Raw genomic sequence first — 23,271 nt, 5'->3', positions numbered from 1 at the left:
GTGTCAGGCACGTCGCGCTCGCGCGCAACGCGCCAGGTTCCGTCAGGACTGCGCGGCCTGCCGTGCGCTGCGGCGGCGCGCCCAGGCCGGCAACACGACGAGGCCGGCGGCCAGCAATTGCCAGGTCTGCGCTTCGGGCACGGCGCTCGTGATGTCGGCCTCGCCGCCGAGAGCGAAAGTGATCGAACCGTCCTTCCATTCGGTGGCACTGTCGTTGACGAGCGTGACGCTCAGCGTCCGGGCCAGACTCAGTTCGCCTGGATAAGTCGTCCCCCAGTATTGGCCGGCGACGCCGCTGATCGCATCCTCGACAGGGTCGTAGTGTCCGGGCCACCACGTCGGCCCAACGGTCAGCCGCGCCCCGCCCCGCGCATATTGCGTAAAGCCTTCCGCGTAGCCCGCCGCCAGCAGCAAGGTTGCGTCCAGCTGCACGGTCATGCTGCTCATCGGGCACCACGCCGAAGGCGGCCGGTGCTGGCCTGGTGTCACAGCCGCCGTTGCGCGCCGCCGCCCGGCAGCGCGGCGGCCCGGCGACCATGAATACCTGCGTCCCGGTTACTTGATCGCGAACCGCACGCTCACGGCCGCCTTATTCGGCAACGCGATGCGGGCGACGACCTTGTTGCCCGCTTCCAGCCGGACCGCGTCCTTTGCCACCAGCGTATTGCCGGGACCTGCCGCCAGCGCCGTCTCCGACTTCTGCGCGCCTTTCAGCACCGTCAGCGTGCCGCTGGCGCCGGCCGTCGGCACGGTCGCGTCGTGGTCCTCCACGTAGATCGTCGTCTTGCCGTCCTTGTTGACCAGCTCGAACGAGAGGTCGCCCGCGCTTTTGACGATGCCACCATGCTTGGCCGCGCTCTCGTGCGCGGTGGCGGGTACGCTGGCGGCGCATGCCAGCCCCAGTGCGATCATTGCGGCGATTTTCTTCATTGTGTGCTCCATTCCATTCAAGAGTGATGCGAGTGTTGCGCGGCCTTCGGACGATACCGGGCGCCGGCGCCGGACCCTTTGCTTTTAGAAACTGTCCTCCCCGGCCCGCGCCAGCACACCCGCCAGCGCTTTTTCGCCCACCAGCCGGAAGATCAGGGGCGTCAGCAGCGTATCGAGCAAGGTGGAACTGACCAGGCCACCGAAGATGACGACCGCCACCGGATGCAGGATCTCCTTGCCGGGGGCATCGGCCGCAAGCAGCAGCGGCACCAGCGCGCACGCGGCCACGAGGGCCGTCATCAGCACGGGTGTCAGGCGCTCCAGCGAGCCGCGCACGATCATGGGCCAGCCGAACGTCTCGCCCTCGAACTTGCACAGGTTGATGTAGTGGCTGACCTTCAGGATGCCGTTGCGGCTGGCGATGCCGGCCAGCGTGATGAACCCGACCATCGACGCGACCGACAGCGACACGCCGGCCAGCCACATCGCCACCACGCTGCCTACCAGCGCGAACGGGATATTGGCCATGATCACGGCGGCCAGCACCGCCGACCGGTAGCGGGTGTACAGCACCAGGAACACCAGCGCCAGCGAAGCCAAGGACAGGCCGGCGATCAGCCGCTGCGCCTGTTCCTGGGCCTGGAACTGCCCTTCGATGCTGATGAAATAGCCGCCCGGCAGCGGCGTGGCCGCAACCGCGCGGCGCACCTCGCCGACGATGCGCGACATGCTCGTGCCATCGGTATTGGCATACACGACGATGCGGCGGCGGCCGTTCTCGCGGCCGATCTGGTTCGGGCCGTCGCCCTCCTCGACGGTGGCCAGCGCCGCCAGCGGCAGGCGCCCGGCCGGCGTGTCGAGCATCAGGCGTGCCAGGTCCTGGGGGGTGCGCTGCCCGTCCGGCAGCCGCACCACCAGGTCGTAGCGGCGGGCACCATCGATCACCTGCGTCACCTTGGTGCCTTCGGCCATGGCCTCGATGGCGGCCAGCACCTGGCCGCCCGACACGCCCGCTTGTGCCGCCTTGCGGTAGTCGACCCTGACCTTGATCTGCGGGATCAGTACCTGCCGTTCCACCGACAGGTCGACCAGCCCCGGCGTCGCGGCCAGCCGCGTGCGCAGGGTTTCGGCCAGGCCGCGCAACGTGTCGAGGTCGTCGCCATAGATCTTCAGCGCCAGCTGGGCCCGCACGCCCGACAGCAGGTGGTCGAGCCGGTGCGAGATGGGCTGGCCGATCGCGACGGCGGCCGGGATGACGGACAACTGCGCGCGGATCGCCGCCATCACGTCCTCGCGCGAACGCTCGGATGGCCGCACGTCGACGTCGATCTCGGACGAATGCACGCCTTCGGCATGTTCGTCCAGTTCGGCGCGGCCCGTGCGCCGGCCGACCTTGACCACCTCCGGCACCTGGGCGACCAGCGTCTCGGCCAGCGCGCCCATGCGGTTGGCCTCGGCCAGCGACGTGCCGGGCGTGAACGTCATGCCCATCACCAGCGAGCCTTCGTTGAAGGCCGGCAGGAACGCGCGCGGGAAGAACGGCACGGATGCGGCGGCGGCCAGCACGGCGACCAGCGCCACGGCCAGCACGCCGCGCGTGCGCGGCAGCGACCAGTGCAGCAGCCGTTCGTCGTGCCTTTTGAGCCAGCGCACCAGCGGGCTGTCGCCATGGCGCAAGCGCTTCATGCGCGGCAGCAGCAGCATCGCCAGCACGGGCGTCACCGTCATCGACACCAGCATCGAGGCCAGGATCGACGCGATATACGCGATCCCCAACGGTGCGAACAGGCGGCCCTCGATGCCGGGCAGCGCGAACAGCGGCACGAACACGAGCACCACGATCACCGTCGCATACACGATGCCGGAACGGACCTCGACGGACGCGCGCCAGATCGTCTCCAGCACGGAGACGTCGGCGGGCCGTTGGCGCAGGCGGCGCAGGATGTTCTCGACGTCCACCACCGCATCGTCCACCAGCTCGCCGATCGCGATCGCCAGGCCCCCCAGCGTCATCACGTTGATAGACTGTCCCAGCAGGTGGAACGCCAGCGCGGTGACGGCCAGCGACAGCGGAATGGCCACCAGCGAGATGACGGTGCTGCGGGCGCTCAGCAAGAAAGCGAACAGCACGACGGCCACCAGGACGGCGCCGTCGCGCAGAGCCTCGGCCACGTTGCCGATCGACGCTTCGATGAAGTCGGCCTGGCGGAACAGCACCACGGGCGCGGCCAGGCCGGCGGGCAGGCCCTGGCGCAGCTCCGCCAGCGCCGTCTCGATCTGGCGCGTCAGCTGCACTGTGTCACCGGCCGGCTGCTTCTGCACGCTGACGATGACGGCGGGCCGGCCGTTCATGCCGGCGTCGCCGCGCTTGAACGCGGCCGCGTAGCGCACCTGGGCGACCTGCTCGAGCAGCACGGGCAGGCCGTTGCGGTAGGCCACGGGCAGCCCGCGCGCGTCTTCCAGGCGCGTGGTGCGACCCAGGTTGCGGATCAGGTATTCGCGGTTGTTCAGGTCGACGAAGCCGCCGCTCGTGTTGGCCGCGAAGCCCTGCAGCGCGGCCGTGACCTGGCCAAGCGTGATGCCGAATTGCGCCATGCGGGCACTGTCGGGTTCGACGCGCAACTGGCGCACCTCGCCGCCGATCGGGATGACCTGCGACACGCCGGGAATCGACAGCAGGCGCGGACGCAGCACGAAGTCGGCATACTCGCGTGCCTTCATCGGATCGGTCCTGGCCAGGTCGATCGGCAGTGCGACCAGCATGATTTCGCCCATGATGGACGAGACCGGCCCCAAGACCGGATTGACCCCGGCAGGCAGCTGCTCGCGCACCAGTGCCAGCCGTTCGGAGACGAGCTGGCGATTGCGGTAGACGTCGGTGCCCCAGTCGAATTCGGCGTAGACGATGGACAGGCCGACGCCGGACATGGAACGCACCCGCGTCACGCCGGGCATGCCGTTCAGGCCCGTCTCCAGCGGGAACGACACCAGTTGTTCGACTTCCTCGGGCGCCATGCCGCCCGCCTCCGTCAGCACGGTGACGACCGGCTTGTCGAGGCTGGGAAACACGTCGACCGGCGTGCGCTGCGCCGTGATGGCGCCGTACACCATCAACAGCACGGCGGCCGCCAGCACCAGCAGCCGGTTGTTCAGGCTGAATCGGACGATTGCGTTGAACATGGCTTAGCGGATCTGGTTGATCAGGGCCGCGCCCGCGACGACCACGCGGTTTTCGGCGGAGAGTCCGTGCGTGACGACGATCGTGTGGGCGTCGAGCGGCCGGGCCTGCACGGGCTGGGCGATGAAACGCATCGCGCCCGACTTGATCCACACCACCGTTTCGTTGGCGGGATTGCGCACCAGCGCCTCGGCGGGCAGCGCGATGCCGGACACGGTCGACTTCAGCGTGGCCAGCACGGCCACCGGCTGGCCCACCGCCAGCGGCAATGCGGGGCCGCTGGCGCGGAAGCTGAGCGGCAGCGCGCCGTCGCGCAACGCCCGGCCGCCGCCGACCAGCTGCAGTTTCGCGGCAGGCGCGGCGGGCAAGGTCGCCGTCGCGACCTGCGCGGCCAGCGTGACGTCGGGCGTGCTGGCCTCGACCAGCAGGCGGGCCGGGTCGACGATCTCGAACAGCACGTCGCGTGCGTCGACGACCTGGCCGGCCAGCACCTGCGCGCTGGCGATCACGCCATCGGCAGGCGACACGATCGCTTCGCTGCCGCGCACCGAGCCCGCGACGGCCTTGGCGCGGCCGACGATGCTCGCCAGTTCGGCACGGGCCGCGTCGATCTCCTTCGCCGGCACGGTGCCCTCCAGCGCCTGCAGCCGCTGCACGCGGCGCTCGGCCGCGCCACGCAGCGCGTGCAAGTCCGCCAGCGTGGCTTCCTGGTTGCCCCGCTCGATCGGACTGGCGACCGGCACGAGCCGGGCCAGCACCTGCCCCTTGCGCACCGCCTGCCCCGGCAACGGCAAGCCGCGCGGTCCGGCTTCGATGCGGCCCGCGAACGGCGCCTGCACGCGCCCGCCCGCGTTCGGGTCGATGGCGACACGGCCGTTCAATTCGACCGTGCGCGGATGGACGCCTTGCGCCACCTTGACCGTGCGGATCGCCATGCGGCGCTGCGCCAGCTTGGGCACGTTCACGCTGCCGTCCGGCAGGCGCGCCAGGGCCCCCACACTGGCCGTGGCCTGGCCATCCAGGTGTTCGCCGTTGGGGCCATGCGCACCGGGTGACGCGTGCACGGGTGCGAGCAGGCTGATGGCGACGGCGCACAGGGCTAACCTGGTGACAACATAGCAGTGCGGGTTCATGCCTGCACCTCCGTCGCGGCGCGCCGGCGCGAACGGGCCAGCAGCGCGGCAGGAAGCCCGATCGCCGGCAGCAGCGCCAGCCACCACCAGCGGCGCTCGCCATGGCCGTGGGCGACGGGCGCGGTGGCCGGCACGTCCAGCGTGCCTTCCAGCAGGTCGCTGTCGTCGCCCGCCGTGAAGGTAAACAGCAGCGCGTGCTTGCCGGGCACCGCGAGCGCCCGCAGCATTGCCGGGTCGTCGATCGCGTAGTCGCCGACATCGGCGTGGAACTTCGCCCGCGCCTTCATATGCTTGTACTCCACTTCAAGCGTACCGCCGAGGACGGGTTCATTGGTGTCGTAGCGGTCGACCAGCACCGACAGTTCGCCACCGGACAGGTGGCCGACCACTTCGAACAGCTCGCTGAACGTTTCCACGCGGGGCGCGCCGCCGGTGGCAGGCGCGGCGGCGGGTCCGTCGAGGTGTTCGCCATTGGGACCGTGGGCACCCGGCGCGGCGTGGGCCGCCGGGGCCATGCAGAACAGCACGGCAAGCAGTGCGGTCGATAAAGAGAACTGCAGGGTTTTCATGGAACGATTCCTGATGCTTGATTCAGTTGGGAGTGGGCCTGCGCCAGCGCGATGCGTTTCTGGCGCAGCGCCACTTCGGCTTCATGGGTCAGCGCGCGCGAGCGCAGCAGGTCGGCCAGCGGCTTTTCGCCCAGCTCGTAGGCTTGCCGGAACAGCGCCGTATGTTCGCGCAGCGCCGCGGCACGCTCGGCGGCGGCGTCGAGCGCGGCACGGGCATTGGCCAGCCGTTCCCGCGCGAGCGCCAGGTCGATCTCGACGGCTGCCTGCGCCTGCGCCAGCTCGGCCGACGCGGTCGCCAGCTGGGTGCCCGCCAGCGCTTCGGCCGGCCGGTTGCGCAACTGGCCGGACAGCGGAATCTGCAGCGAAACGCCGATGCTGCGCTCGACCCCGGGCACGCCGCCGTCACGCTCGCGGCGCGTGGCCACGCCAAGCGTGGGTCCGGCATGCCGGTTGGCCGACGCCACGGCAACGGTTGCCTGCGCGCGCGCCTGGGCCGCCTGGGCGGCCAGCAGCCGGGGGTGGACCGTCGCCGGGACCGTTTGCACGACCGTGCCGGGCAGTGGCTCGGGCGCAAGGTCGGGCAAGGCGGTGGCGCCGGTCAGCAGCCGGAACCGCGCCAGCGCGGCACCGGCGCGGTCGCGGGCCGCGACCCGTGCACCGACGGCCGCCAGCACTTCCTGCCTGGCCAGCAGCGCGTCGCTGCGGGCCAGCTCTCCTGCCTTGACGCGCTGTTCGACGTCCGCCGCCAGCTCTTCCAGGTGCGTGACGTGGTCTTCCTGCTCGGCCAGCACGGCACGTGCCAGCTCGGCTTCCCAAAGGCGGGCGCGCACTTCGCCGGCAACGTCCAGGCGTGCCTGCGCCAGTTGGGCATCCAGTTCGTCATCGGCACGGGCGGCAAGCCGCTGCCGGGCGCCGTGCTGGGCCGGCAGCACGAGCGGCGCTGACAGCGACAGTTCGGTCTCGCGCTGGCCGCGCCCGTCCGTCCAGCGGTCCGAGCGGTCGGACACGCCAAGGGTGGGTGCGCTGGCCAGCCACGACGCGGCGAGGTCGCGCGCGGCGCCGGTTTCCTGCCGGCGCGCGGCGAGCGTGCTGGCCAGCGGCACGCGCTGCCAGGCGGCATCGACCAGTGCATGCAGGGTCGTGGCAACTGCAGCGGGGCTATCGTGCGCATGCGCCAACGGCGCCAGCACGCACGCCGCTGTCGCCACGGAAAAGGCGAAGCGTAAGGTACGCATGGGTACTCCAAGGGTGAGTTAGATCATCGCCATGGGTACGCGCACGGCACGGGGCAGCCCGTGCAGGTTCAGTTGTGCGGCGGTTCCCCCGGCAGCTCAGCCGAGGGCGCGGGAAGGTGGACGGTGAGGGCAATCCAGCAAGGGATCGGGCGGCGCCGCAGTTCCTGCCGGACGGAGAAAGCCAACGGGTTCCGGTACCACCAAGGCAGGCAGCGGGAGCGGCATGGCGGCCGGCTGCGGCGTGCAGGAATGGTCCTGGACGTGGTGCGCCGAATCCTCGGAGTTGTCGTAGTGGACGGTGCCATCGGCATCGTGGTGATGCTGGACGTGCTCGTCATGCTCGACCTCGTGGGCCAGCGTGATGTCGCCGGCCAGCACATGCTCCCACTGCAGCGCGAAGCTTTGCAGCGGCAGGCACAGCATCAACAGGAGACAGAGCAGGTGGCGCACGGTGTGGATCCTTGGGAGCGGCCATTATAACAGCGCATTTCCCGTCGCGGCCCGTGCCGGCTGCGTTCGACGGCACGATTGCAGAAGGTATGACAAGGGCTCGCGCTTGCGACCCCGCTCCTCAGCGGGGAAAGTGATCTCCGGGCCGCAAGCGCGAGTGACTGCTTACTGCTTGCGGCGACGTGCCATGACGCCGACCAGCGCCAAGCCGCCCAGCATCATGCCGTAGGTCGCTGGTTCAGGGACTGGCGTGACGGCCAGCGAAGCGCTGTAGCTGCCGGCAGCGCGCGACAGCACCGTGCCTTCGACTTGCAGGTAATAGCCAGTGCCCGACAGGCCGGTGGTCTGCAGGTGCCACTGGTCGGTCTTGCCCGTTTCCAGTTGCGTACCGGCCAGCACCAGCGTGCCGTCCGAGCTGTACAGGCCGAAGCCGGTGATGTCCAGGCCGTTCTTCGCGTTGCCGCTGTACGAGAACAGGTCGGCGGAGACGGACGAGCCGGCAGCCAGGTCGAAGCTGTACTGGTCGGTGAACGTGTCGGCAGCGTGGTTGCCCGTGATCAGGCGGCCGAAGAAGCCGGCGCGCCTTCGGTGATTTCAATGGCTTCGATCGGATTGCTGATGTCTTCAGCCATTGCTGCCTGGCTCGCCAGCGCAGCGCAGGCCAGTGCCAGCGCGGATGCAAATTTCTTGGTCTTGATCATTCATTGCTCCTAGATTCGATTCATACGGTTGGGGCCGCTGAGGAGTGCTCAAGGTAACAAAAATGATCAATGCAAAAAATGTTGCATTACAGGTTATTACATGTTGACTTCACGTAATATAAAGATTCCAACGGAAATTCTATCGAAAAATCACTAAAGAATCAGCGACTTATTTATAACAAACTCGTCATTATCTTTGATGTAGGTGCAATCCTACATAAAGACGCGAGTTATTTACACGTCGTTGAATGACGACTATAAGGAACATATAAGGTTATGCCCTTGACGCATGCGCGGATATGCTATCTACAAACAGTTTCAAGAATAACTATCATGTAAAAAGCACCTGGTCCGCAAGCGGACAGGTGCTTTCGTAGAGCTGCCGGGGCCGCTTGCGCGGGCCGGCAAGTGCGTCACGAACCGATCAGAACTTCCAGACCAGGGCAGCGTGCACGTTGGTGACGTTGCTGGCTGGCTTCTGCACTTCGACGCGGCCCGACAGCTGCGTGTTGAAGGAGTAGTTCAGGCCCAGGCCGATCAGGGCGCGGTCTTCGTCTTCGCCCAGCTCTTCGCCGAAGTAGGACAGTTCAGCCTTCACCTTGTTGTAGCCCAGGCGGGCGTACACGTCGGTTTGTGGGTTCAGCGGCAGGAAGCCCAGTACGGACACGTGGGTTTGCTTGGCTTTCAGGTCGGCGAAACCGGCGATGTCCCACTTGCCCAGTTGGCGGTAGCCTACTTCGACGGCGAAGTTCTGGTTGAAACCGTAGCCGACGAAGGCGCCGACGCTGACTTTATTGCCGTCGACGTAAGCAACGTCGTCGATGTTGGTGGCGCCCAGGTCCACGCCGCCATAGAAGGCGACAGGAGCGGCAGCGAAAGCGGAGGAGGCAACGAAAGCCAGTGCTGCGGCAGCAGCGAATTTCTTCAACATTATTTTTCCGATCAGTGGTGATTTTTTTCTTATCGCAAGTCGAATAAAAGACATTACACGAATTGCTGACCGGAAATTATACTGGAAGGATAAAGATCGTACAATAGCGACAACTACTTAATCATTCGGTATGGCGGCAAGTGCGCTTGCGCCGGCCCCGCCCCGGCGGCCGGGCACGCTGCGACAGTCGGGCAAGCGCGAAGACGAGTGCTTACAGCCTGCGCCGACGGGCCAGCACGCCAACCAATGCGAGGCCGCCCAGCATCATCCCATAGGTAGCGGGCTCAGGTACCGGCGTCACGGCCAGGCTGGCCGAATAGACGGCCGGCGTGCCCGACCTCATGCTGCCGCTGACCTGCACATAGTAATTGTCGGCAGCCAGGCCGCTGCTCGCCAGTTGCCACTGCTCGATGCCATCGGACGTGATGGCGGTACCGCTGCTGACCAGGGTGCCGGTCGCGGTGTACAAGTCGATGCCGGTGATGTCGATGCCATCGCTGGGGCTGCCGCTGTAAGAGAACAGGTCGGCGACGATGGCACTGCCGGCGCCGGCGCTGAACGTGTAGTGGTCGGCAAAGGTATCGCCGGAGGCGCTGCCGGTGATCAGGCGGCCGAAGAAGCCGGCGCCTTCTGCCAACTCGATGACCGCGGGTGGATTGGAAATGTCGGCGGCAAAGGCCGTCGGCGATGCTAGCGCTGCACAGGCAAGCGTTAGTGAAGCAACAAATTTCTTGGTATTCGTCATGCCAGACTCCTTGTTGTTCAATACAGTTTGGGCCTCCGGGAACGATAAGGTAGCAAGCTAAAACTCAGCAGAAATGACGTCATTACATGTTCTTACAAGTTGGCGTTACGAAAAACGCAACTTTATGGCAGAGCATACGCTCAACAAAATCAAGGGGTTGGAAGTTGAATTTTTATCCACGAGAGACGGCGTAGGAGCAGGCTTACAAGTACACGGGAATTTGCCGATATTGTATTTAAGGTTCGCTTAATGGTGCGGTTCGTGGCGGTGAAACGTCCGGTGCGACCTGGTTGCGGCCGGCGAGCTTGGCCGCGTACAGCGCCCGATCGGCAGCGTCGAGCAGCGTTGCCGCACTGTCCAGCCCTCGGCGCGGTACCAGCGCGGCCACGCCGGCGCTGATGGTGACGATTCCCGCCGGGCTGTCCTCGTGTGCGATCTGCAGGGACTCGACGGCATCGCGCATGCGCTCGGCAACCGCCCAGGCGCCCGCCCGGTCCGTGTTGGGCAGCAGGATGGCCAGCTCCTCGCCGCCATAGCGGGCCGCCAGGTCGCCGGCCCGTTTCGGCGTCTGCTTGCGAACGGCGCGGCTGACGGCACGCAGGCACTCGTCGCCGGCTCCGTGGCCGTAGCGGTCGTTGAAGCGCTTGGAAATGGTCGACGTCGATCAGCGCCAGCGCCAGCGATGAACCCTGGCGCACCGCTCGGCTGAACTCATTGCCCAGCGAGACGTCGAGCTGGCGCCGGTTTGCCAGTCCTGTCAGGCCGTCCTGCAGCGCCATTTTCTCCAGCGTCGCGTTCAGGCCGGCGAGCGCATCGCGGGCATCGCGCAGCTCGCGCTCGACCTCCAGGCGGCGCCGCATCTGGCCGATCAGGCGCTGGCCGAACAGGGCCAGCAAGCCCGCCAGCAGCAGCACGCCCAGCGAATGCAGCAACGTGTCGCGACGCCAGTGCGCCAGCGCGTCCTCCTTCGACAGCGCGGCCGTGACGAACAGCGGATAGTGCTGCAGCGGCCGGTAGCTGTTCAGGCGCAGCTCGCCGTCCTGCGTCGAACGGAACATGCCGATGCCCGTCGTCCCCGTGCCGGAATAGGCGCGGTACAGCGGCGTATCGACGATGCTGGTGCCGATCCCCTGCGCCCGGAACGGCCGGCGCACCAGCATCACGCCGCGATTGGACAGCAGTGCCACGGCGCCGTTGGTGCCGATGTCGAAACTGGCATAGAAGCGGCGGAAATAGTCGATGTCGATCGTGGCCAGTACCACGCCGCCGAAGCGGCCGTCCGCCAGGTCGATGCGGCGCGACACGGGGATGACCCACTTGCCGCTGGAGCGGCTGATCACGGGCAGCCCGATGTGCGGGCCCTTGTCGGCATTCTCGCGATGGAAGCGGAAGTATTCGCGGTCGGCGTTGCTGGCGCGCGGGTCGAAGGCCGGCAGCGCGTTGACGATCCAGCGGCCGCCGGCATCGTAGGCATACAGGCCATCGAGCTGCGGCAACGCGCGCACCTGCTCCTGCATCACGCGGTGCAGGCGCGCCAGCCGGTCGGGCCCCATGCCGTCCGTCTCGATGCGCTCCTCGAGGTCCTTCAGGCTCGTGTCGGCCGACTTGATGGTGTCGTCGGCATGCTGGCTCATGGCGCGCGCCAGGTTGGTGGCCGAGCGCTCGGTCTGTTCCAGCAGCACGGCGCGCGCGTTCCAGCTGCGCCAGAAGTCCAGGCCGACCAGCGACACGCAGACGAGGGTCACGAAAACGGTGGCCCAGAATGTGATCGGAAGTCGCTTCAGCATAGGGGCGCTGTGAAAGCGGGAAGCCCCCGCGGTGGCTGCCGACTATACCGCAAACCCGTCCGTTGCCACGGTCCGGCTGCCACCCAGCATCGGCTGCAAGGCCTGCCACACCATGCCGGCGTCGATGCCGCGCATGCAGGCGTGGTGGCCCAGCGGGCATTCGCGCTGGCGGCACGGCGCGCAATCGAGCCGCAACGACAGCGAGCGCGCCACGCTGGCGAACGGCGGCGCGTGGTCCGGGTCGGTCGGGCCATAGATCGCCACCACGGGGCGATCCAGGCTGGAGGCCACGTGCAGCAGGCCGGAGTCGTTGCTGACGATGGCCGCGCAGCGACCGATCAGCGCGATCGCCTCGGCCAGGGTGGTGGCGCCGGCCAGGTTGAAGACGGCCTCCGCGGCGGCAGTGCCCGCCACGGCAGCCACGATCTCGTCGCACACGGGGCGATCCTTGGGCGAGCCGAGCAGCGCCACCTGCGCCTGCGGCAGCTGCGCGACGACCTGCTCCGCCAGCGCGGCGAAGTGGCCCGGCGGCCAGCGTTTGGCAGGCCCGAACTCGGCACCGGGCGCGAACACGACCAGCGGCCGGTCCGTCCCCAACCCTGCCCTGGCGGCGGCCGAGGCCATCTGCGCCGCCGTCACCTGCAGTGCCGGGCGCGGCACGTCCGCGCGCAGCGGCGCCTCCGGCGCATCGGCCAGGGCCGCGTAGAACGGCACCATCGGCCGCGGCGGCACGTCGTCATGGTGCATCACGTTGATCAGGCCATAGCGCGACTCGCCCTTGTAGCCGACCCGGCGCGCGATGCCCGCCAGCCAGGGGATCAACGCATACTTCAGCGTATTGGGCAGCACGTAGGCTTCGGCATACCCCCGCGCCTTCAGCAGGCGCGCATAGCGCCAGCGTTCGCGCAGCTGCAGCGCGCCGTGGCGGAACGGCGTCTGCAGCACTTCGGCCACTTCGCGCATCTGCTGCCATGCGGGTGCGACCGAGGGCGGTGCCAGCACGTCGATGGGACGTCCCGGATACCGCGCCTGCAGCCGCTGCAGCAGCGGCTGCGCCATCACGGCGTCGCCGATCCAGTTCGGCGAAATCACCAGGGTACGCGGGCCGGAAGACGCTGGCGCGGCCAACACGTCCGCGCTGGCGGCGGCGACGGCGGCGCCGTCCAGCGCGCACCACGACAGCAGGATCGTCTCGACCTGCTCCGGCCCGATGGCCGCCATGCAGGTGCAGGTGGCGGCGCTGGCGCAGCCCGGGCAACTGCCGCGCGCACTCAGCGAGCGCGCCCGCACGCCCAGCGCGCCCCAGCGGCCCGCGTCGATCGGCTTACGCTCCGGGAACAGCCCCAGGGTGGGACGGCCCAGCGCGGCCGCCACGTGCAACGGTCCCGTGCCGCTGGCCAGCAGGCCGTTGGCAACGCCGATCAGCGCGCCCAGGCCCGGCAGGTCGACGCGGCCGCACAGGTTGTCCACGTTCGGCAGCGCCAGCAGCGCCGGCGCCTCGCGCGCCAGCAGTTCGCCTTCGGCCGCGCTGCCCGTCACCCACAGCCGGATATCAGGCCGCGCCTGCAGGCGCCGCGCCAGTGCCGTGTAGTGTGCCAGCGGCCATTCGCGGCCGTTGCCGTTCGACTTGGCATGCAGGATCAGGTTGTACGGCGCCCGTGCGGCCAGCGCCTGCACCTCCGCACTGGTTTCGGCCAGCGCCGGGGCCTCCAGGCCGTACAGCGCCGGCAGCTCGGGCAAGCCGGGCACGAAGTCGATGCCGAGCGGACGCAGCAGCGCAAAGTTCAGCTGGGCCTCGTGCAGCGGCGAATTGACGCGGCTGAAGCGGGCCAGCCGGTTGCAATACAGCAGGTGATAGGCGCGATGGCTGGTGCCGACCCGGTGGGGCAGGCCGGCGCGCCAGGCGGCAGCGGCCAGGCGGCGGTCCGGATAGGCGAAGATCACCGTGTCGACGCCGCTGGCGGCAAAGAACGTGCGCGCATCGCCGATCGACTCCAGCGTGACGACCCGGTCGAAGTGGACGCAGTGGGCCATCAGCGGCGCCACGTAGCCGCGGCACAGCAGGTCGATGCGGCAGTCGGGATACAACCGGCGCAGGTAGCCGGCCATCGGCAAGGTCAGGACGACGTCGCCGATATTGTCGGTACGACAGATCAGGATATGCTTCACGGGATTGCTAACGCTTGAGAACAGTAGGATTTGCCGTCAAGCACATGCCTGCCAGCACGCACACCATCATGCCGTAGAAGATCTTGGGCATCATCAGCCAGAACATGACTTCGGTCTGGCCGAAGCCGAAATAGCACACGACCAGGCTCATGCCGGCCAGCGCGGCCGTACGGCCCTCGCCGCCCGGCTGGGCCAGCACGCGCAGGAAGAACAGCAGCGGTCCCAGGTACATCACCATCAGCAGGCTGAAGTCGAGCACGCCGCCAGTGGCCAATGTGTGGATCAGGTCGTTATGGCTGCTGCTGTAGACCAGCGCGGGCGATGCCTGCAGCCGGCCTTCGGCATGCAGCGCATTCAGGGCCGTAAAGAAGTTGTCGCGCCCTACGCCCAGCCACGGGTGCTCCGAGATCATCATCCACGATGCCTTCCACAATTCCAGGCGCACGCCCACGTGCGTGGTGGCGTCGTCGACGGCAAACCAGCGCTGCACTTCCCGCACCGCATCCATGGTACGGCGCTCGATGCTGGTGGCCGGCACGAAATACGCTACCACGCACAATGCCAGTACGGCGAGCACGGCATAGACGATGCGGCGGCCATGCACAGCGCTGCCGTAATGCAACAGCGGCGGCACCACCAGCAATAGGCCGACCCAGCCGCCGCGCGAACCCGACAGCACCGACGCGGCAAGGCCGCAGACGAGCGCCACCACGGGCAGCCAGGACCAGCGGCTGCCGCGCCATTCCGACAGTGAGCACAGCGACATCACGCCCATCGCCACGGCCAGGTCACCGAACGTGATCGCGTGGTGCGTAAAGCCCTCGACGCGGTCCACGCCGAATGCGATCCACTCGTACAAGGCGACGATCCCGGCGCCGATGGAGCCCACGCACATCCCCAGCCAGAACCAGCGCTGGCGCGGCCGATACAGGCAGACGAAGGCAATACAGCTGAGCGCAAGCAGCAGGCGGAACGGTCCGTCCAACGTGCGCCAGGGCTGCTCGAAAACGATCAGCCGCAGCAGCGAAACGAGGAAGTAACCGGCGAACCCGAAGCCGATCCAGCGCACCGCCTGGCCGTGCAGGCGCCAGACGGTGCCCCAGCGCGCGCGGCCCGCCGCCAGCACGGCCACCAGCATGATCGCCTGGATCACCGTCATGCTGTCGCGCGTCGTCAGCACCAGTGCCGGCAGCAGGAACAGCAAGCCGTTGGCGAACAGCTCACGGGCTGAATGGGCAGCGCGGGGGGGTGGCGAATCGGCGGTACGTTCCACAGCCTTGGGGGCGATCATGGTTTTCATCGATGAGAGTTTGGCAGCGGTAGCGGGCTGACATAAAGCGCTGATTATAAGGGACGAACCGACGCGGAGGGACGAACGGCGCAGGCCATGCAAGGCGAGCGGGGCCACCCATCCGGAACGGCGCCCGGCGCGGCCGCGGGGTAGAATCGACGGAAACGAGGCAGCGGCGGGCCGCGTGTGAGGTAACGAACTGAGCAGATGTTCCGCTGCTGTCAAGCTGGCAACTCATGAACCACAAGGAGAATTGCGATGCGCCTGGACATTTACCGACGACCTGAACACGACGGCATTTTTTCCTACCTGGCCGTGCCGGAAGGCAAGCCCATCCCGCAGGAAGCCATCAATACCGACTGGGAGCCGGCCGCGAAAGCACTGGAAGTCGATGACGGCGCCGACGCCCTGCCCGACTTCCATATCGAGCAGCTGCCGCAGCAGATCGGCAGCAAGGGTTACGCCATCACGGGCCTGAAGGACATGTAAGAACGTTCGGCGGTCTGTTCAGAAACCCGGGACAGACGCTAATGCCGCTATGTCAAGAATTACCCCAGCGGGCCGCCGGCATGAATAACCCTATGGCGGAGGGCCGGGGTCGGACCCTGCGGGTCTGACCCCAGTTTTTGGTCCTGGGTTGAATGATAAGCCAGCGGCTCACTGACCCATGCGCCTTAACTTAGCGGCATTCGGGATAGACCCGGGTTTTAGTACTCCACCGCGATGTCGCGCGCGCCCAGCACCTGCTCGAGCGCCACCGTCAACGCGTCGGATGGCGCCACGCGCCAGTCGTCGCCCAGCTGCAGCACGCAGTCGATGCCCTGCGGCTTGATGCGCATCTGCACCGGCAGGCCGTAGTCGTCGCGGTGTGGCGCCAGCACGTCGCGCAGCTTGGTGGCTGGCACCGGTTCCGGCAGCGACCAGCCCATCTGGCGGCCGAACTGCAATCGCGCGGCAACGATGTCGTACACCTTCTCCGCCGAGATGCGCAGGCCGCCCGTGAAGCGGTCTTCCGACACCTTGCCCGTCACCGCCAGGAACTCGTCCTCCTTGAAGCACTTCTTGTTGGCCTCGAAGATCTCGCTGTAGACGGTGACTTCGACCACGGCGCTCTTGTCGTCCAGCGACACGATCAGGATCTTGCCGCGCTGCGTCATCTGCGTGCGGATGCCCGTGATCACGCCGCACAGCATGCGCGGCTCGCGCGACGGCTCCAGCTCGGACAGCTTGGTGCGGGCGAAGCGGCGCGCCTCCACCGCATAGCTGTCGAACATGTGGCCGGACAGGTAGAAGCCCAGCGCGATCTTTTCCTCGGCCAGCTTCTGGCGGTCCGTCCACGGCAGCGCCTGCACGTACTCGGGCGGTGCCACCAGGTCGCTGTCGTCGCCGCCAAAGAGGCTGACCTGGTTGGCCGCGCGCGCTTCCTGGTCGGCGCATTCCATCGCGAAGCCCACGGAGGCGAACAATACGGAACGATCGACCCCGAAGGAGTCGAAGGCACCGGAGCGGATCAGCGCCTCGATGGTGCGGCGGTTGATCTGCTTCTTGTCGACGCGGCGGCAGAAGTCGAACAGGCTGGTGAACGGCCCGTCCGCCTCGCGCGCGGCGATGATCGCCTCGATGGCATTCTGGCCGGCGCCCTTGACGCCACCCAGGCCGTAGCGGATGTTGGTGACCTTCTTGCCCGTCACGGATGGCGCCGGGCCGTCGGGACGGAAGCGGTACGCCGACAGGTTCACGTCCGGCGGCAGGATCGTCAGGCCGCATACCTCGATCGAGTCCTCGACGAGGATCTTGACCTTCTCCGTGTCGTCCATCGCCAGCGACATGTTGGCCGCCATGAACGCGGCCGTGTGGTGCTGCTTCAGGTAGGCGGTGTGGTACGACAGCAGCGCGTACGCGGCGGCGTGCGACTTGTTGAAGCCGTAGCCCGCGAACTTCTCCATCAGGTCGAAGATCTCGTCGGCCTTTTCCGTCGTCAGGCCGCGTTCGCCGGCACCCTTGCGGAAGATCTCGCGGTGCTCGGCCATCTCCTCGGCCTTCTTCTTGCCCATCGCGCGGCGCAGCATGTCGGCGCCGCCCAGCGAGTAGCCGCCGATGATCTGCGCCATCTGCATGACCTGCTCCTGGTAGACCATGATGCCGTAGGTCTCGGACAGGATGCCTTCCGTGCGCGGATCGGGATAGTCGAACTTCTCGCCGTGCTTGCGCTTGCAGAAGTCGGGAATCAGGTCCATCGGGCCGGGACGGTACAGCGCCACCAGCGCGATGATGTCCTCGAAGCGGTCGGGCCGCGCGTCCTTCAGCATGCCCTGCATGCCGCGCGACTCCAGCTGGAACACGGCCACCGTCTTTGCCTTGGTCAGCAGGTCGTACGAGGCGCGGTCGTCCAGCGGCACGTTGGCCAGGTCGAAGTCCTTGTGGGCGGGATCCAGCTCGCGGATGTAGTTGACGGCGCGGTCCAGGATGGTCAGCGTCGTCAGGCCCAGGAAGTCGAACTTGACCAGGCCGACGGCCTCCACGTCGTCCTTGTCGTACTGCGACACGACGCCCGAATCGCCCGACTGCGTGTACAGCGGGCAGAAGTCGGTCAGCTTGCCCGGCGCGATCAGCACGCCGCCGGCGTGCATGCCGATACCGCGCGTGATGCCCTCGACCTGCTGCGCCAGGTCCAGCAGCTGCCGGACCTCCTCCTCGTTTTCCAGCCGTTCCTTGAGCAGCGGCTCCTCCTCGATCGCCTCGGCGATGGTGACAGGCTTGCCGGGCTTGAACGGGATCAGTTTCGAGATGCCGTCGCAGAAGTTGTAGCCGAAGTCCAGCACGCGGCCCACGTCGCGGATCGCGCCCTTGGCCGCCATCGTGCCGAACGTGGCGATCTGCGACACGGCGTCGCGCCCGTACAGGTCCTTCACGTGCTGGATCACCAGCTCGCGCTTTTCCTGGCAGAAGTCGATGTCGAAGTCGGGCATCGAAACGCGTTCCGGATTCAGGAAACGCTCGAACAGCAGGTTGTACTTCAGCGGGTCCAGGTCCGTGATCTTCAGTGCATAGGCCACCAGCGAGCCCGCGCCGGAACCCCGGCCAGGGCCGATCGGCACGCCGTTGTTCTTGCCCCACTGGATGAACTCCGCAACGATCAGGAAGTAGCCCGGGAACTTCATCTTGATGATGGTGTCGTTCTCGAACTTCAGGCGCTCTTCGTAACGTGGGCGCTGCCTTTCGCGCACGGCGGGATCGGGGAACAGCTGCACCAGCCGCTCCTCCAGGCCCTTCTGGGTTTCGGCGACGAGGAACTCGTCGATCGTCATGCCCGGCGTGGGGAAGTTCGGCAGCTGCGGCTTGCCCAGGGTAAGCGTGACGTTGCAGCGCTTGGCGATTTCAACGGAGTTCGCCAGCGCGGCCGGCAGATCGGCGAACAGGATCTCCATCTCTTCCTGCGTCATGAAGCGCATCTGTTCGTTGAAGCGCTTGACCCGCTTGGCGTTGGCGATCATCTCGCCCTCGGCGATACAGATGCGCGCCTCGTGGGCGATGAATTCGTGCTCCGACATGAACTGCACCGGGTGCGTGGCCACCACGGGCAGGCGCAGCTTGGCCGCCAGCGCCACCGAATGGCGCACCTGCGCCTCCTGGTTCGGCTGGCCCGCGCGGCAGATCTCGACGTAGAAATGGCCCGGGAAGATCGCCGACCACTTCTGCGCATGGCGCTCGGCCAGTTCCAGGTTGCCGTTGTCGATCGCGCAGCCGATGTCGCCGAAGTGCGCGCCGGACAGCGCGATCAGGCCGTCGGCACCGCTCTCGCCGGGGAAGATGTCGTAGGTCTTGTCCTTCAGTTCCGCCAGCCACTCGGCGCGCAGCTCCGCGCGGCCCTTGTACTGGTTGGTCAGCCATGCCGTCGACAGCAGTTCGCACAGCTGCAGGTAGCCCACGCGGTTCTTCGCCAGCAGCAGCAGGCGCGATGGCTTCTCGCGGTTGTCGTCGTTGGTGATCCAGACGTCGCAGCCGATGATCGGCTTGATGCCCTTGCCGCGCGCCGACTTGTAGAACTTGACCATGCCGAACAGGTTCGACAGGTCCGTCACGGCCAGTGCCGCCTGCTTGTCCTTGACCGCGGCCTTGACCAGCTCGTCGATGCGCACCAGGCCGTCCACGATCGAATATTCGGAGTGCACGCGCAGGTGGACGAAACCGGGGCCGGGGGGCGGTGCCGGCTCGTCGGGCTGGATCACGGGCTGCTCAAGGATTTCGGTACTCATGGATATGTCTTGCTGGGCGGGGAAGACCGCTATTCTACCGCCCGGCAGTTCGTGGCGAAAGCTGCCAGTGTCGAGCGACTATTTATCTGAAAGTAACATTTCGAGAATGAATACTATAAAAGTAAAGTTATAATTCCTGTTTTCAAGACAAGTACGTATATGACTCACGACCGCCTGCGCCTTGTCATCGCCTGGGCATTATTGGCGTTTGCCGCCAGTCTGCTACGCTTCAAGACGGTCCTCAGCGGCGATGCCTTGTTCCTCGACCATCTGGCAACCGACCTGTTTATCGACGGCGGCCGCTGGTCCGACTGGAAATTCCCCGTCGCGCCCTCGTTTGTTCCCGATATGCTGCTGTATTTCGCGGCATTTCCGCTGTTGCCCGACGCCGCCACGCGCATCTTTGCCGTCTCGGCAGCGCAGGCGCTGCTGATCGCCGCCGCGTCGGTATGGTTCGCCCGCGCGATCCATCCGGCGCTGAGCCGGCGCGCCATGGCCGCGATCGTGCTGGCAACGGCCCTGGTCACGCTGGCCGCGGCCCGCTCGAACATGTGGCTGTACTTCTACAGCACCAACAATCACATCGCCGTACTGCTGTTCGGTTTTTCCGGCATCGTCGCGGCCATGCGCTATCTGGAGCGCCCTTCCCTGGTGCGGGCGCTGTGGCTGCCGCTGAGCGTGGCCGCCGCTTCCGTATCGACCGGCCTGTTCCTGTTGACGGGGACCGTATCAGCGCTGCTGGCGCTTGGCTTCAGCTGGCTGGTCGTGCGCGGGCGGCGCGGGCTGCGCGGCAAGGTGGCCGCCCTGCTGGTACAGGTGCTGGGCGGGGTTGCCCTGGCGAGCTGCTGACGAAGGCCGTGCTGATCGCGCACCCGGCGCTCGAAGGCAAGGTGCGCAGCACCCCCGAGACGGCGGTGCGGGCGCTGGCCTTGTTCTGGCAGACTGTGGTCGCCGCGTTCGACCGCGGCAACCGTCATACCTTTGCGCTGGCGCTGCTGCTGCTTGCGGCCCTGCTGTTTCTGGGCTGGCGCCTGGTACGTTCGCTGCGCGTGGAAGGTGGCGCGCTGCGGCTGCCGCTCTCGGACCAGCCGGGCATCACTGCCGCCGCAGTCATGCTGGCGTGGACGTTGCCGGTCACCGTCATCGGCGCTGTCGCGTCGTCCCGCTTCGCCGACGAATACGCCCTGCGCTACTTCCTGTTCCCGCTCGGCCTGGCCGCCGTACTCGCGATCGTGCTGCTCGACCGGTCACGCCGGCGCTGGCCATGGGATGTGGCACTGGTCGCGGGCGCGCTGTTCGTCGGCATCGGCAGTGCCCACACCCTGCGCAAGGCCACCCCGCTGCCCAGGTCGCACCTGATCGCCGACTGCCTGATCGGCCTGCACAAGCAGGGGGTCAACCTGCAGGCTGGCATTTCCGAATACTGGATGGGCCCGCTGGTGCGCGAGTATCTGCCCTGGCACCCGCCGATCCTGAACACGCTGAACGACTTGCAGCCGAACTTCTGGGCCAGCACCATCGGTCCGCTGCTGCGGCCGGAACGCTATCCGCACGAGAGCTACACATTCGCGCTCATACGCCCGGCACGCGACACGTTCGGCTACAACTATACCGCCGCCACGGTCGGCCAGGTCTTGCCCAAGCCAGCCCGGATCCACGTGTGCGAGACCGATACCGAGGTCTGGCTGTACGATGACATGGCGCTCGACACCGCCGTGCGCAAGGCCGGCGCGGACTACCTGCGCGCGAAGAAGATCCGCCCATGACGCTGTTCCTGCGCTTTCTGTTTCTCTCCGGCCTGGGCTGGCTATGCGATTTCGCCACGTTCGCGCTGCTCGTGCGCGGCCTCGGCGTGGCACCGTTCGAGGCGAATTTCGCCTCTTCCTACGTAGGCGTGACGTTCGTGTGGTTCACGTCGCTGAAGACGGTGTTCCGCCGCGACGGTACCCGCCAGGGCCTGCTGGCTTACTGGGGCTACCAGTTCATCTCGATCTTCGCCTACTCGCAGTTGCTGCAGGTCGTCGCGGGCACGCTGCACGGCTGGGTGCCCGGCATGGAGGGGCTGTGCGCGAAGATCCTCGTCACGCCGCTCAACCTCGTCACCAACTTCCTGTTCATGAAAATCCTGACGCGCTCGATGCGCCACCGCTCCCATGGCTGACACCAAACCCCGCATTCTCGTCTTCATTCCCGCTTACCGCTGCGCCGACCAGGTCACGCGCGTGCTCGACCAGTTCGACGCCCGCGTGCAGGCGTGGATCGACACCGCCATCGTGGTCGACAACCGTTCGCCGGACAACACGCTCGACGCCGCGGTCGCGCGCGCCCGCGAGCGGCTCACGCGCACGCGCTTCATCGGCTGGCGCAACGACGACAACTACGGCCTGGGCGGCTCGCACAAGGCGGCGTTCCGCTATGCGATCGAGCAGGGCTTCGACTACCTGGTGGTACTGCATGGGGACGACCAGGCGGACGTGCGCGACCTGCTGCCGCAGCTGGAGAGCGGCGCCTACCGCGATACCGATTGCCTGCTGGGCGCACGCTTCATGCGCGGCAGCCGCCTGCTCGGCTACTCATTCGTGCGCACCATCGGCAACCGCGTCTACAACGCGCTGTTCAGCCTGGTCGCCGGCCGCCGCATCCACGACCTCGGTTCCGGCCTGAACATGTACCGCCTGACCACGTTCCGCGACTTCTACTACAAGGGCTTCCCGGACGATCTCACGTTTAATTACGTGATGCTGCTGGGGAGCTACCATGCGCGCCAGCGCGTACGCTATTTCCCGATCAGCTGGCGCGAGGAAGACCAGGTATCCAACGTACGCCTGTTCCGCCAAGCGTTCAAGGTCCTGTCGCTGCTGGGTCGCTTCATGCTCCGTCGCGGCACCTTCCTGCGCGAGGACATGCGCGGCAAGGCGTTCGAGCGCTACTCCGGCCAGGTCGTCTATCGCCAGGATACCGTCGCCCAACCATGAACACGCCGGTGCGCGCTTATCTGGCGCTCCTGATAGCGCTCGCGCTGGGCTGGCTGGTGCTGCGCCTGCCGGCCTTCGGTGCCGTGCCGGCCAGCGCGGGCGTGGTCGCGGCCACGGTCCTGTACGCGGGTTCGCACATGGCCCGCATGCTGCGCCTGGCGCTGCTGTCACTGGACCGGCGCGACCGCGCGTTCGCGCTGGCGAGCGCCCATGCGCTGACCGCATTCCCCAGCAGCTTCGCGCCCTTCAAGGCCGGCGAGCTGCTGCGCCTGGTGGCACTGGTCCGGGCCCATGGCAACAGGGGCAAGGCCGTGGCCCTGTGGCTCGCCGAGCGCTGCGGCGACGTGGTCGTGATCAGCGTCTTCATCCTGGCCCTGTATCTGTTTGACGTCGACGTGCCGCCGGCAATGCGCACCGTGCTGGTGCTGTTCCTGCTGGCCAGCCTGGCCGGTCTGTTCGCACTGCTGGCGGTGGCGAAGACGTTCGTATTCCTGAACCGTCATCTGGTGCTGGTCAGCCACAGCCGCCACGGCCTGCTGCTGCTGCGCGCCAGTCACGCGCTGCGCCGGCTCGAGCTGCACTTCCAGCGCTGCCTGGAGGGCCGCACGGCCGCGTTCCTGCTGCTGTCGCTGGTGGTCTGGACACTCGAGCTGGCCGCGCTGGGCCTGTTCTTCCGCACCGCCGGCAGCGGCGGCGATTTTGCCGCGACGTTCGCGGCCAGCCTGCTGCATGCCCTGCCGGGCCGGGCCGCGGGCGGGTTCGGGTTGTACCAGTCATTGGCGCTGGTGCTGCTGACGCTTATTTTTACTGGTGCCGTCGCCCTGGCGGCGCATCTGACTTCGAAGAGGCCATAACATGCTCTCTCCCGCTCCCCTGCTGATCCTGGACGACCGTGAAACGACGGACGGCGAACTGTGCCCG

At 67.1% G+C, this 23,271-nt stretch carries 21 protein-coding genes; 6 read left to right on the top strand and 15 right to left on the bottom strand.

Annotation, left to right across the window (positions count from 1 at the left end; genetic code table 11):
- Nucleotides 1–42: 42 nt before the first annotated feature.
- From PX653_RS26850 to PX653_RS26780, 14 genes are all read right to left on the bottom strand, one after another.
- Entirely contained in the window at nucleotides 43–447 is a 405-nt protein-coding gene (locus PX653_RS26850; RefSeq protein WP_277415682.1) for a hypothetical protein, read from the bottom strand.
- Between the two features lie 108 nt (nucleotides 448–555).
- Complete coding sequence (locus PX653_RS26845) at nucleotides 556–930, bottom strand: hypothetical protein (protein ID WP_277415681.1); 375 nt, start codon at nucleotides 928–930, stop codon at nucleotides 556–558.
- A gap of 84 nt (nucleotides 931–1,014) precedes the next feature.
- Nucleotides 1,015–4,110 carry an efflux RND transporter permease subunit gene (locus tag PX653_RS26840; protein ID WP_277415680.1) on the bottom strand — a complete coding sequence of 1,032 codons (3,096 nt, stop codon included), beginning with the start codon at nucleotides 4,108–4,110 and terminating at the stop codon, nucleotides 1,015–1,017.
- A gap of 3 nt (nucleotides 4,111–4,113) precedes the next feature.
- A complete protein-coding gene (locus tag PX653_RS26835; RefSeq protein WP_277415679.1) occupies nucleotides 4,114–5,241 on the bottom strand; it encodes an efflux RND transporter periplasmic adaptor subunit in 1,128 nt (375 codons plus the stop codon).
- On the bottom strand, nucleotides 5,238–5,810 hold the full coding sequence (locus tag PX653_RS26830) for a hypothetical protein (RefSeq protein WP_277415678.1): 573 nt from the start codon (nucleotides 5,808–5,810) through the stop codon (nucleotides 5,238–5,240). The genes PX653_RS26835 and PX653_RS26830 overlap by 4 nt, the downstream gene beginning before the upstream one ends.
- Nucleotides 5,807–7,045 (bottom strand): TolC family protein, encoded by a 1,239-nt coding sequence (locus PX653_RS26825; RefSeq protein ID WP_277415677.1) that lies wholly within the window; start codon nucleotides 7,043–7,045, stop codon nucleotides 5,807–5,809. The genes PX653_RS26830 and PX653_RS26825 overlap by 4 nt, the downstream gene beginning before the upstream one ends.
- Before the next feature lie 96 nt (nucleotides 7,046–7,141).
- The gene (locus PX653_RS26820) at nucleotides 7,142–7,495 is read right to left on the bottom strand and encodes a hypothetical protein (protein WP_277415676.1); all 354 of its coding nucleotides are present in this window, start codon (nucleotides 7,493–7,495) and stop codon (nucleotides 7,142–7,144) included.
- 165 nt (nucleotides 7,496–7,660) lie between these two features.
- The gene (locus tag PX653_RS26815; protein WP_277418663.1) at nucleotides 7,661–8,053 is read right to left on the bottom strand and encodes an FxDxF family PEP-CTERM protein; all 393 of its coding nucleotides are present in this window, start codon (nucleotides 8,051–8,053) and stop codon (nucleotides 7,661–7,663) included.
- Nucleotides 8,053–8,196, bottom strand: a complete 144-nt coding sequence (locus PX653_RS26810; protein WP_277415675.1) for a hypothetical protein — start codon at nucleotides 8,194–8,196, stop codon at nucleotides 8,053–8,055. Before PX653_RS26810 ends, PX653_RS26815 begins: the two co-directional genes overlap by 1 nt.
- 424 nt (nucleotides 8,197–8,620) lie before the next feature.
- On the bottom strand, nucleotides 8,621–9,127 hold the full coding sequence (locus PX653_RS26805) for an outer membrane beta-barrel protein (RefSeq protein WP_277415674.1): 507 nt from the start codon (nucleotides 9,125–9,127) through the stop codon (nucleotides 8,621–8,623).
- A 211-nt stretch (nucleotides 9,128–9,338) separates the two neighbouring features.
- Nucleotides 9,339–9,872, bottom strand: a complete 534-nt coding sequence (locus tag PX653_RS26800) for an FxDxF family PEP-CTERM protein (RefSeq protein WP_277415673.1) — start codon at nucleotides 9,870–9,872, stop codon at nucleotides 9,339–9,341.
- A 149-nt stretch (nucleotides 9,873–10,021) separates the two neighbouring features.
- On the bottom strand, nucleotides 10,022–11,659 hold the full coding sequence (locus tag PX653_RS28440) for a sensor domain-containing diguanylate cyclase (protein WP_443094346.1): 1,638 nt from the start codon (nucleotides 11,657–11,659) through the stop codon (nucleotides 10,022–10,024).
- Nucleotides 11,660–11,701: 42 nt separating this feature from the next.
- Nucleotides 11,702–13,828: a lipopolysaccharide heptosyltransferase II gene (gene waaF, locus PX653_RS28270; protein ID WP_307730885.1), complete on the bottom strand. Its 2,127-nt coding sequence runs from the start codon at nucleotides 13,826–13,828 to the stop codon at nucleotides 11,702–11,704.
- A 7-nt stretch (nucleotides 13,829–13,835) separates the two neighbouring features.
- The gene (locus PX653_RS26780; RefSeq protein WP_277415672.1) at nucleotides 13,836–15,119 is read right to left on the bottom strand and encodes an O-antigen ligase family protein; all 1,284 of its coding nucleotides are present in this window, start codon (nucleotides 15,117–15,119) and stop codon (nucleotides 13,836–13,838) included.
- A gap of 258 nt (nucleotides 15,120–15,377) precedes the next feature.
- Between PX653_RS26780 and PX653_RS26775 the strand changes: the two genes are divergently transcribed.
- Complete coding sequence (locus tag PX653_RS26775; protein ID WP_277415671.1) at nucleotides 15,378–15,608, top strand: DUF6139 family protein; 231 nt, start codon at nucleotides 15,378–15,380, stop codon at nucleotides 15,606–15,608.
- 218 nt (nucleotides 15,609–15,826) lie between these two features.
- On the opposite strand, the gene dnaE is transcribed toward PX653_RS26775, so the two are convergent.
- The gene (gene dnaE / locus PX653_RS26770; protein ID WP_277415670.1) at nucleotides 15,827–19,375 is read right to left on the bottom strand and encodes a DNA polymerase III subunit alpha; all 3,549 of its coding nucleotides are present in this window, start codon (nucleotides 19,373–19,375) and stop codon (nucleotides 15,827–15,829) included.
- Nucleotides 19,376–19,534: 159 nt separating this feature from the next.
- Here dnaE and PX653_RS26765 point away from each other — a divergent pair, with 159 nt between their 5' ends.
- Genes PX653_RS26765 through PX653_RS26745 form a run of 5 tightly spaced genes read left to right on the top strand, consistent with a single transcriptional unit; the run spans nucleotide 19,535 to nucleotide 23,204 of the window.
- Nucleotides 19,535–20,224 carry a hypothetical protein gene (locus PX653_RS26765; RefSeq protein ID WP_277415669.1) on the top strand — a complete coding sequence of 230 codons (690 nt, stop codon included), beginning with the start codon at nucleotides 19,535–19,537 and terminating at the stop codon, nucleotides 20,222–20,224.
- Between the two features lie 8 nt (nucleotides 20,225–20,232).
- Nucleotides 20,233–21,141 carry a hypothetical protein gene (locus PX653_RS26760; protein WP_277415668.1) on the top strand — a complete coding sequence of 303 codons (909 nt, stop codon included), beginning with the start codon at nucleotides 20,233–20,235 and terminating at the stop codon, nucleotides 21,139–21,141.
- Complete coding sequence (locus PX653_RS26755) at nucleotides 21,138–21,536, top strand: GtrA family protein (protein WP_277415667.1); 399 nt, start codon at nucleotides 21,138–21,140, stop codon at nucleotides 21,534–21,536. The genes PX653_RS26760 and PX653_RS26755 overlap by 4 nt, the downstream gene beginning before the upstream one ends.
- Nucleotides 21,529–22,350 carry a glycosyltransferase family 2 protein gene (locus PX653_RS26750; RefSeq protein WP_277415666.1) on the top strand — a complete coding sequence of 274 codons (822 nt, stop codon included), beginning with the start codon at nucleotides 21,529–21,531 and terminating at the stop codon, nucleotides 22,348–22,350. Before PX653_RS26755 ends, PX653_RS26750 begins: the two co-directional genes overlap by 8 nt.
- Entirely contained in the window at nucleotides 22,347–23,204 is an 858-nt protein-coding gene (locus PX653_RS26745) for a lysylphosphatidylglycerol synthase domain-containing protein (RefSeq protein WP_277415665.1), read from the top strand. The genes PX653_RS26750 and PX653_RS26745 overlap by 4 nt, the downstream gene beginning before the upstream one ends.
- Nucleotides 23,205–23,271 lie beyond the last annotated feature (67 nt).

Source organism: Pseudoduganella chitinolytica (assembly GCF_029028125.1).
GTDB lineage: Bacteria > Pseudomonadota > Gammaproteobacteria > Burkholderiales > Burkholderiaceae_D > Rugamonas > Rugamonas chitinolytica.
Note: the sequence above shows the minus strand (reverse complement) of the source record. Positions and strands in the feature narration are given on the sequence as shown.